The organism is Pseudoalteromonas sp. TB41 (assembly GCF_000497975.1).
GTDB classification, from domain to species: domain Bacteria; phylum Pseudomonadota; class Gammaproteobacteria; order Enterobacterales; family Alteromonadaceae; genus Pseudoalteromonas; species Pseudoalteromonas tetraodonis.
Genome location: NZ_AUTH01000074.1, coordinates 22,822 through 32,985 on the forward strand (window position 1 = coordinate 22,822; position 10,164 = coordinate 32,985).

Annotated in this window: 13 protein-coding genes; 6 read left to right on the forward strand and 7 right to left on the reverse strand. The window is 37.0% G+C overall.

Going from position 1 to position 10,164, the window contains the following annotated elements; genetic code table 11:
• Nucleotides 1-25: 25 nt before the first annotated feature.
• The 3 genes from L641_RS23740 to L641_RS23380 all read left to right on the forward strand — a co-directional run bounded on the left by L641_RS23740 (nt 26) and on the right by L641_RS23380 (nt 1,288).
• Entirely contained in the window at nt 26-160 is a 135-nt protein-coding gene (locus tag L641_RS23740) for a hypothetical protein (protein WP_013466052.1), read from the forward strand.
• 288 nt (nt 161-448) lie between these two features.
• Nucleotides 449-967 (forward strand): hypothetical protein, encoded by a 519-nt coding sequence (locus L641_RS0110220; protein WP_024601827.1) that lies wholly within the window; start codon nt 449-451, stop codon nt 965-967.
• A 150-nt stretch (nt 968-1,117) separates the two neighbouring features.
• Nucleotides 1,118-1,288 (forward strand): hypothetical protein, encoded by a 171-nt coding sequence (locus L641_RS23380; protein WP_013466050.1) that lies wholly within the window; start codon nt 1,118-1,120, stop codon nt 1,286-1,288.
• Nucleotides 1,289-1,448: 160 nt separating this feature from the next.
• On the opposite strand, the gene L641_RS0110230 is transcribed toward L641_RS23380, so the two are convergent.
• The 7 genes from L641_RS0110230 to L641_RS0110265 form a co-directional block, all read right to left on the reverse strand.
• Nucleotides 1,449-2,411 carry an NYN domain-containing protein gene (locus L641_RS0110230; RefSeq protein WP_024601828.1) on the reverse strand — a complete coding sequence of 321 codons (963 nt, stop codon included), beginning with the start codon at nt 2,409-2,411 and terminating at the stop codon, nt 1,449-1,451.
• A gap of 295 nt (nt 2,412-2,706) precedes the next feature.
• Complete coding sequence (locus L641_RS0110235; protein WP_013466048.1) at nt 2,707-3,273, reverse strand: HGGxSTG domain-containing protein; 567 nt, start codon at nt 3,271-3,273, stop codon at nt 2,707-2,709.
• Between the two features lie 151 nt (nt 3,274-3,424).
• Nucleotides 3,425-4,312: an inovirus-type Gp2 protein gene (locus tag L641_RS0110240; protein WP_343223256.1), complete on the reverse strand. Its 888-nt coding sequence runs from the start codon at nt 4,310-4,312 to the stop codon at nt 3,425-3,427.
• Between the two features lie 415 nt (nt 4,313-4,727).
• On the reverse strand, nt 4,728-4,961 hold the full coding sequence (locus tag L641_RS0110250; protein ID WP_013466045.1) for an AlpA family phage regulatory protein: 234 nt from the start codon (nt 4,959-4,961) through the stop codon (nt 4,728-4,730).
• 119 nt (nt 4,962-5,080) lie between these two features.
• Nucleotides 5,081-5,875: a hypothetical protein gene (locus L641_RS0110255; protein WP_024601832.1), complete on the reverse strand. Its 795-nt coding sequence runs from the start codon at nt 5,873-5,875 to the stop codon at nt 5,081-5,083.
• A gap of 14 nt (nt 5,876-5,889) precedes the next feature.
• Nucleotides 5,890-7,119, reverse strand: a complete 1,230-nt coding sequence (locus L641_RS0110260) for a site-specific integrase (protein WP_024601833.1) — start codon at nt 7,117-7,119, stop codon at nt 5,890-5,892.
• A gap of 182 nt (nt 7,120-7,301) precedes the next feature.
• The gene (locus L641_RS0110265) at nt 7,302-8,162 is read right to left on the reverse strand and encodes a YicC/YloC family endoribonuclease (protein ID WP_024601834.1); all 861 of its coding nucleotides are present in this window, start codon (nt 8,160-8,162) and stop codon (nt 7,302-7,304) included.
• A 179-nt stretch (nt 8,163-8,341) separates the two neighbouring features.
• On the opposite strand from L641_RS0110265, the gene rph reads away from it, so the two are divergent.
• The 3 genes from rph (at nt 8,342) to L641_RS23575 (ending at nt 9,952) form a co-directional block, all read left to right on the forward strand.
• A complete protein-coding gene (gene rph / locus L641_RS0110270) occupies nt 8,342-9,055 on the forward strand; it encodes a ribonuclease PH (protein ID WP_008111261.1) in 714 nt (237 codons plus the stop codon).
• 14 nt (nt 9,056-9,069) lie between these two features.
• Nucleotides 9,070-9,714 carry an orotate phosphoribosyltransferase gene (gene pyrE, locus L641_RS0110275; protein WP_013466041.1) on the forward strand — a complete coding sequence of 215 codons (645 nt, stop codon included), beginning with the start codon at nt 9,070-9,072 and terminating at the stop codon, nt 9,712-9,714.
• A gap of 112 nt (nt 9,715-9,826) precedes the next feature.
• A complete protein-coding gene (locus L641_RS23575) occupies nt 9,827-9,952 on the forward strand; it encodes a diacylglycerol kinase (RefSeq protein WP_257720505.1) in 126 nt (41 codons plus the stop codon).
• Nucleotides 9,953-10,164 lie beyond the last annotated feature (212 nt).

Consider the following 10,164-nt stretch of genomic DNA (forward strand, 5'->3'; position numbering starts at 1 on the left):
GAGTTAAGCTCCAAGGTCCGGACCTTTGAGTAAATATTCTGACTCAGACTTCGCTGATGTACTCGAAACTAAACCCAGCTTATTGCAGCGCAAAAAAGTACTGCCCATCATTACTGATAAATTTAAATGCTTTGTAGATACGTTTATGACAGGGTTTTAAAGGGCTGTAGTCGTGTTTTTTGTAAACCGTCAACGGTTGACGGCTTGTTAAGAATGTATAAGTGAGGACGCTGACAGCTCGCTATGCACTTAGTGATAACTTTGCTGATGTACTCGAAATCAACCTCAGCCTTTTACAGCGCAGAAAATACCGTCAGTAATAACGGGTAAATTTAAACACTTTGTTGATACATTTATAGTAGGTATATAAAGGGCTGTGGCCGTGTTTGGTATAAACCGTCAACAGTTGACGGCTTGTTAATAACGTATAAGAGAGGACATTGCACTCATGGATTCCGAACGTATTTGGAGTGAGTTTACAAAGGCTCATTTAGATGATGAGCATGCGCGCCTTAGAAGAGGTTCAAGGTTCAAACTAGCTAAACCATGGATTAAGGGGGTCTCTTCTCCAGCGATGCCAACTAGAATGCTTTCAAAAGTAGTTGTTTATGATAGTTGGTTAAATAATTTTAATATGGATTTAGCTAATCAGATCGTCGATAAATATTCGTCACTTACTCTACGAGAGCTGGTAGAAAAGATGTTAAAAAAAATGGATGATAATCATACAAGTTATCCATATTTATGGTGGGTTTGGCCTAAGTCAAAAAAAATGCGTGTGATACATGAAGATGCTAACGGAATAACATTTGTTAAGCTTGATAATAAATGGCAGATGGTTTTTTCTTCACAAGTTGTAGGCGTGTTAGTTGGCGCACAGGGAGTGGAAGGGTATGAGTCATTACCGAGAAACTCATATTTTATTTCTTGGGAAAATGAAGAAATAGCCCTTAAACACTCTATATGAGTTATTTGCCTTAATTTAGGTGAATAAGCTTTAACTTGAACTGCCATATTCGATAATAAGGTTCAATTAAATATGACAGCTGTATACCTTCTAAAAGCTGTCCCTAGTAGCTATAGTTACAATAATTATTAGGCTCTGAGGTGTTAGTCCATGAGTAAAGATCACAATGCAAATGGTATATTAAAGTCGGTTAAAGTAATCGATGCGATTGATGATGAAATACCTTTTTCATCAGTAATTGAAGAAGACGACGAGTTGATTGAGCTGATTCGAGAGCGAGAGCATCAAAAAGAAATCGAAATTGACATAGATGATTTGTAAAGAATTAACTTAACCCTTTATTTCTTGCTCATTGCTAAGCTATTCGTTAAGACTGTAAGATTAAATATGAGTAGTACAAGTTAATTTATTTAGTAAGTTTGAGCTATAAAGTATAACTAGCCGTCAGTTTAGTGTTTTAATCTGTCAATAAGGTTAATGACTATGCTTGCTGTCTATTTCTATTATTTAGGTTGTACTTATGAGTGGCGTAAGCACTCACATGCTGCTCTATAATTGCAAGTGCTTCTTCATCGTCCATGTTATTAGCCGGTGCTCCTTCTAAGTATGGTAAATTATTGGCTTTATGTAGTGGCTTATTAAGCCACTTCCAAGCTCTAGGTAAGCTTTTTTCAACTTGAGGATCAGTTAGAGTATCAAGTATTCTCCCTACTTTTTTAGGGTATTTGAACCATCCAATAGGTTTAAGAGCAGTTTTGCTCCCTACAACTCGACAAGGCAATTGTGATGCAGCCAGCTCTTCTTCAAAGATATATTTAATTGTCCAGTCAGCCAGTGCGCTTAGACTTTTATTAGCTTGTCTAAACTCATCATTATCAGATTTTCTAGGGATTATTAAGCCAATTTTGATAGGTGATCTTACTTTTAATGTATTGTGGTATTTAATTTTTTCTAGTGCTGGAACAATGTCTGTGTCATTAGTTACGAAAACAACTTGCTCTATAGATAAGTCAGTAATTGCATCATAGACGGCTTCGAGCGCTACATTTACATCACTTTGCTTTTCCTCCATTTTCCATATTTTTACACGTTCAGACTCGCTAGGTTCTTTTTCTTTACCTAGGTTATCCTTTTCAACTATAGGAAATTTGGTCTTATCGATGGCATAGCTACCTTTGATGGTTTTTAACTTAGAACCACAATAATTGTGTAAGGCAAGATGGTAAGAACGCTGATCGTTAAGTGAGCTTTTATCAGATGCAGCCCTTTGGGATATTTCTGCGGTAAAAAATTTTACAGCTAGATCATCCAAAACAGACGCACTTACTCCGCAACGCTTTAAAAGCCGTTCAGACAAAGAAACAGGGTTTAACCATTTAAAAGGACTACCCTTAAGGCAGCCAAAATAAAGATTGTATCCGTCAATATAAATTCTTGTGTTCACGTTTTAGTAGCCCAGAAATGAAAAAACCGACGCTAAGGTCGGTTTGATCGCCCAACTCCAGAGGTCTGTATATCGCCTGCGTGGAAGAAGGGTAAGTTGTTGACTGGATACTACAACAAGAGATAATAACAATCAATGATTATGTAAAGTTAATTTTAGTACAGTAATCACTATATTTCTACTAACCAAAAGCTAGTTATATAACTGATGTATTAGTACACAACTTACTTGTTAGTCATTGAAAATTAGTTATTATCTTACCCTCAAAAGTCACCCGTCAACCGTTGACGGGTTACTACCAATTAAACTTAAAGCCCTTATTAATAAGTAAGAATTGCTTTCTTGCTTCACTCATATGCTGGTGGAAGTACGGTGCTTTTACTATCTTCGTGTGGATATGAAAATGGAGATGTTGACTATCAGTATCTTTGTAATATGCATCAAGTGCCGATTGGATAATGATAAAGCTATCCACGCCATAGTACTCAAGAACCCGATATTTAAAGCATTCTAATGCAACTCTGTGTTGCGCTATTAATGCGTTTAACTCGCTTCTATCTGTATTGTTTAGTTTAACCATATCGAACAACTGGAGGTATGCATCGATAGAGTATTCATTTAACTCTGGATCATAGCCTTGTATGACGTTCCAACCAGCTCCATTTTTGATAGGGTTAGTTCGTACGGCAAGTTTGCCTTCAGTTGTTTTTGCACCAGTAGAGCGACCACCATGCAATTTACATCGACCATTACGCTTGTTGCCCAAGCGTTTACAGGGACTACCTGAACGTGTTTTAGCGCCGCACTTGGGTAAACTGTTTAAATCAAACTTACTCATTTTTGCCTTTTTATGATCGATCATATTCGGTTAACCTTCGGTTCAAGGGGTTTGTTTTTTGAAAATTTATTTTCTTCAAAGTTTCTAAAAATTAAAGTTTTATGTGTTTATCACCATGGCGGGGGTATATAAATCAATTGTTTATATGGTTTTGGTGCCATTAAAAGCGATCACTTTATGAAGTTTTTTGCTGTAAATTCACATAGGGTGATCGATCACCTTGCATGTATATACTTCGGTGCATAGAGTGCTGAACGGATAAGTGATCGCTACTAGCTTGATTAAGGTGATCGCTGCACATTAATAAGTGATGAAGTTTAGGTCGTTTTAACTGTGTACTACTTATATCTGAGCACCTGTTTTGTAAATAGATACCATCAGTCTTTAAGCTATTTGGCTTTATTTGAATCACTTTTTTATTTTGCTGATATGTAATAGCAGGGTTCACGAACAAGGTATCGTTAAAGCGCTTACTATCGTGCACAGTGGAGTATTCAAGCTTATTAAATAAATAACTATGAGCCTTAATGTCAGTTTCTTTTGTAGCGAGCTTAGTTAGATAACTTAAACGGTAAAGGGCAGGCTCTATACTGAGCTTATTACCCCTTTGCATTAGATAGTATGGATGTTTAACGAATGAAGCCGAGCCTAATCCTTCAGACTCCCAAGCATGCTTTAATTGGTGGGTGAGCTTGCTACTATGCTTTATTTTGTGGCCACTCAATAACACAGCTAAATGATAATGATGATTTGAAGATGTATTTCTTTCTCTAGTGCATATATAGCTTACTTTGCAGTTGTATTGCTTTGTAAGTACTGATAGCTGCTTTTTAATAAATTTTAAGAACATCTGATTGTTAGTAGAGTAGGATTGAGTACTTAACTCTATTCTTGCCACTAAAACTTTAGAATAATGGGAAAGCATACATTCACAGTGCTGAAAGACTTTAGTTAATGCTTTTAAATTTTGCCCTTTAGTTTTTGGCTTAAATACTCGGTAGCTATGATTCTTGTATATGAACTCTAACGAGTTAGTTGCTGTTATTTTAAAAGTCATTGTCATATCTATTTGGTTTAGTTATTAATAGGTATCTTTCTTATATTATTTAATATCCGCTGCGAGGAGATAAGCGCTCTATCAGTAAAAGCTCTTTAAATATAATAAGTAAGATGTATTTATTGATTGTGGCTAAGCGTATTTTTACTGATCAATTTGCTTCAAAGTGCGTCATCAGGAGGCAAAAAAAAGCAGGTTATTTACCTGCTTTTGGGGTTCTTATTAGCTAGCCAACTCTTATAATCTTGAAAGTGCCACATAGATCGCCCGTTAATTACATGAGCTGGTGGGGGGAAGTGGCCTGCCTTTACCCATCTTCCAAGTGTTGACCTGCTGATGTTAAGAAGCTTTTGTAATTCAGGCTTCTTTATCATCCGAGCATCGTCAATATACATAGCAAGATCTGGTAGGGTGTTATTGTTCATAAAGTGGAGCTCATGTTTATAACTTCACGAGATTGAACAAACTCTTGAAGCTCGCTTAAAAGCCAGCAAACTCTGTCGCTATCGGCATGCAATTTACGACGTTTAGGAAATAAGCCCTTTTTCTCTAGATTCCATGCACTTGTCCGTGAAACTGATGTGATTTTTACACGCTCAGCTTCTCTTACTAGACGGTCAGTAAATTGCGTTGTTGGTTTAATTAGTTTGTTCATATATGTATTCTCCGGTTCATCGTTGTTGATGGGAGAATTTTGATGGAATATTGATTTGATAAAACCCTATGTGCTAAGCATAGGGCTTTTTTTTTGATGTTAGTTATTGAAATTTATAATTAAATTGTTTTTAATTTTTTCTTTATTTTCGTTGGTTTATACTCTGACTTAAGAACTTCCACCAGCTTATTTACTGATGGCTGCCGTAATGAAGAGCTTTTTTGTATATGTTTTATTTGACGCTTTACAAATTGCTCTTTAATTTCATTGTTACTAAAAGTGCTGAAACACTCTAATGCTTTGTTAGTGAGGTTAAATTGATAAAGTAATTGAAAGATTGCAGCCGTCGCATTGTCCTTACTGAATTTGCCTATACTATTATTTTCATAAAGAAATGAGGCCATTTCCTTAATTATATCTCTTAAAGGAGTAATTTTTTCCGTTTTAGTTTTACCACCTTTTTGAGGATCAAGGACATTCTTTTGAAACCCCTTATTAGCATGTCTTTCCAAGTTAACTCTCATATCATGGGCGCCAGTATGGTAACCAATAAGAAGAGCACTGGTTAATGCATCACTAAATTGCTTTTCTTTTGAGGTATAGGATGCCGTCAGTGTTTTCGCCATAATTTTTAGTTCGTTATCTACCTCTTTAAGCATAGATTGCTCATTGTCGGGAAATAACTCTTTATTAACCTTTAGCTTTTTAACTCTATGACCTAATAGATTAAGGAGTTCAATACCAGAGAAGAAAGACTCTAATGCCGTTTTCAATTTATTATCTTGTTTTAGAGTATCGCTGTTTAATCTATCAAGCAGCATTTCAGGTAATACCATCTTCTTAAGGTTTTCAAATTGTTGCTTAGCTTCATTACTTGTTACACCAGTAATAGATATTATTTTTGATTTAGCCATTTTGGATTTCTTAACTATTTTTTTGTTAACGGGATTACAAGTTCAGCTAGTGCTGTTAGTGCTTTTTGGCGCTCGTCGAAGTAGTCATATCGGTTATAAACCCCTTCTACACCTTTAATTTTGTGATTTAAGCAGCGCTCAGCTATATTGTCTGGAACACCCAGCTGAGCAAGTAGACTACGGCATGAGCGTCTTAGGTCGTGAATTACAAAGTATTCAATACCTTTATTACCTAAGATGTTTGGGTATGGTTTTTTATTGCCATCGACTTTTTTACCAAATATTTTAGCCAAAGCATGGTTGAGGGTATCATCGGAGATATAAGCTCTTCTTTTACTTGCTCGCCTCGAAGGGAATAAATAATCAGATCCGCAAGAGCGTACTTTTAGCTCTTCAAATAATGGTAGTAATGCAGATGCTATAGGTATTTTTATAGCTACATTTGTCTTACTTCTTGATTCTGGTAAAGACCAACTATTTTTTGAGAAATCAAACTCACTCCATTTTGCAGCGATGAGCTCACCTTTTCTAACTCCTAAAGTAAGAAGTAAGATAGATGCTATGTAATTATCTCTTGTAAAAATATGGCTATTCGCTTCAAAAGAACTAAATATAATTTTTATCTCTTCAGTACTTAGTATTCGGCTGCGACTGTTACCCGCACCACCAGCATCTATTGCATCGAAAGCAGCCGCAGGGTTTTTATCTGTACAATCTAATTTGGTAGCATGTTTAAATAGCTGTTTACATAGAAGCAAAACCTTATTGGGAATGGATGGGCGCCCGCTATCCATAATTTTGTTGATTAAATCCTGTATATGCTTTGCTTTTACATCTTCTACCCTCAATCGTCCTATTTCGGGTTTAACTTCGTTAGTAAAATATCTTAAGGGGTAATCAGCGTATTTAAGTTTTCTTCTTGGGCCTTCATACCAATTATCAAATAGGTCCGAGACAGTAATAATAGTTTTATTACTACTTTCAATACGTTTTTGTAAAGGGTCTTTTCCTTGCTTTACCATTTGTAGAACATTATTGGCGAGCAGTTTTGCATCCGCTAATGACAGCTCAGGAAAGCGGCCTTCGGTTAGCGTCATAAATGATCGCTTTTTATTTATTGTGTATCTAACTTCCCATGCTCCACCAGTCCTTTCTTTATTGGGCTTTACATATAGTCCTGTAACAACACGTACTCTTACAGATTTTGTATTCTTAATGGCTGACTTTAACTCTTTTTGGTTCATTAAATTACCGGAAAGTGGTTACTAGAAGTTTGATTAAGTGGTTACCAAAATGTTTTGGTAACCGTTTTGGTAACCACTTGGATGCAAACAATAAGAAACTATTATGAACCATAGAAAACAAAAAACCTAGCAAAAGCTAGGTTTATTAAGGGGTTGTGAACACTTAAGAACAGCTGGAAATACTATTCTATATTCTGGATCTGCTCACGCATTTGCTCAATCAGTACTTTTAGCTCAACTGCAGCATTGGTGATGTCGCTGTTGATTGATTTAGAAGCTAGGGTATTTGCTTCACGGTTAAACTCTTGCATCATAAAATCTAAACGACGACCACAAGCGCCACCTTTACTCAAAATTTTGTGTGTTTCTTTAACGTGCGACTTTAAACGATCTAGCTCTTCTGCTACATCCTGCTTTTGTGCAAGGTAAATCAGCTCTTGTTCAAGGCGTGACTCATCAATATTTGTTGTTAAATCTTCAAGCTTTTGTACTAACTTTTCACGTTGCCATTTAGTAATTTCTGGCATGTGTGCTTCAACGATATTAACTTGTTCTAAAATGGCGGTTAATCGTGTAGCTATCATTTCTTCAAGGTTTTCACCTTCATCACCACGTGCAGATTTAAAGTCTTCAATTACTTGGTCAAGGCCAGTAATGAGTGCCGTATTTACACTATCCATATCAATTTCTTGCGCTTCCATAACCCCAGGCCAACGTAAAATATCCACAGGGTTAATGTCACCACTGCTTTGTTGTTGTACCCACTTAGCACTATTAATTAACTGCTCCGCCAGCGACTGATTAATTGATAATTCACCAACATGTGCTGGATTTGCGACAAATTTTAAGAAGACTTCTACCTTACCACGCTGTAAGTGCTTACGCAGACGCTCGCGAATAACGGGCTCCATGCCACGAAATTGCTCTGGTGCACGAATAAATGTTTCAAGGTAACGTTGGTTCACTGAACGAACTTCCCACGTGCCAGTGCCCCATTCGCCTTTAATTTCGCGACGCGCATAAGCTGTCATACTGTGGATCATGGATGATTTCCTACATTTTTAAATACAATAGTGTAATGATTATACCGTAACACTGCTTAAGCTCTAAAGAAAATTTAACCTACTGAGTGTTTTTTAAACACACTTTAATCTAAATCAACATGGCATCTGTATTCACATCCACATATAATGTGGCAAATTCAGAATTAAGGGGATCGTCAATGCGTCCAAGCGAAAGAACACCTAATCAAATTAGACCGGTTACGTTTACACGTAACTATACTTTGCATGCTGAAGGCTCAGTATTAGTAGAGTTTGGTAACACTAAGGTACTTTGTACCGCGACTGTTGAAGCTGGCGTGCCACGCTTTATGAAAGGCCAAGGTAAAGGTTGGGTAAACGCAGAATATGGCATGTTACCGCGCGCAACACACACACGTAACAGTCGTGAGGCAACGCGAGGTAAACAAGGCGGTCGTACAATGGAAATACAGCGTCTGATTGCTCGCTCTTTACGTGCAGCAATAGATCTAAAAGCACTCGGTGAAAACACAATTACTATTGATTGTGATGTAATTCAAGCTGATGGTGGTACACGTACAGCATCAATTAGTGGTGCATGTGTCGCACTCGTTGATGCACTTACTTACATGCGTGCAAAAGGGATGATTAATTCAAATCCACTTAAGCATATGATCGCGGCTATTTCAGTTGGTATATATAAAGGCCAAGCGATTAGCGATTTAGAATACCTTGAAGACTCTGACGCTGAAACCGACATGAATGTAATTTTAACTGAAACAGGTAAAATTATTGAAGTACAAGGGACTGCTGAAGGCGAGCCTTTCTCGTTTGACGAACTTGATGAGCTACTTACACTCGCTAAGCACTCAATTCGTGAAATTATAGATGTACAAAAACAAGCACTAGCATAAATAGGTAATCAGCGATGAAAGAATATCAAAAAGAGTTTATTGAATTTGCTTTAGAAAAGCAGGTATTAAAGTTTGGTGAATTTACCTTAAAATCTGGCCGTACAAGTCCATACTTTTTTAATGCAGGTTTGTTTAATACCGGTCGTGACCTTGCTCGCTTAGGTCGCTTTTATGCAGCGGCACTTGAAGATGCAGCAATTGAATATGATGTACTATTTGGTCCCGCTTATAAAGGTATTCCAATTGCAACAACTACCGCAGTTGCGTTAGCTGATCATTACAACAAAGATGTGCCTTACTGCTTTAACCGTAAAGAGAAAAAAGCACACGGTGAAGGTGGCAGCTTAGTAGGTTCGGATCTTAAAGGTAAGATAATGCTAGTTGATGATGTGATCACTGCAGGTACTGCAATTCGCGAATCTATGGAAATTATTGCTGAAAATGGCGCAGATTTAAGTGGTGTTTTAATCGCACTTGATCGCCAAGAAAAAGGTAAAGCTGAGCTTTCAGCTATACAAGAGGTAGAGCGTGACTTTAATACTCAAGTAACTTCTATTGTTAAATTGGCTGATCTAATCAGTTACCTTGAAAATCAAGGAACCATGGATGAGCATTTAGCGGCAGTAAAAGCATACCGAGATCAATACGGTGTAGCATAAGTAAGAGCCTCGCAAAAGCGGGGCTTTATTTTGTTTAAAATTTAGCAGAACTCGCACGAATAGTTAAAGCGAGTAAATTCTCATAGTCGAGTGATTAAATCCAACTATAGCCATAAAAGCATTAGCAGATCGTATAAGTACAGAGATTAATGTTCCATCGGATCAAGCTAAAGATATAAGATCTGCAGCGGTTACTCTCCTATTGGTGATCATGATGATCATTCTTTCACACATTTAAGGGCTACCTCACAGTTAAACGCTTAAATACCGCGTTTATTGTTAATAAATTGATAGTTATGTTGTGTTTTTAGTATCTATCGTTCAAATATCCAGCGAACAGTCATTTATTTCAAGTTTTCTTCAAAAAAGGGTTGATCTGTTTTCGGATCTCCCTATAATGCGACCCCACTGAGACGGCAGAGCGCAACGCATAGCGAGGCACGAGCTACT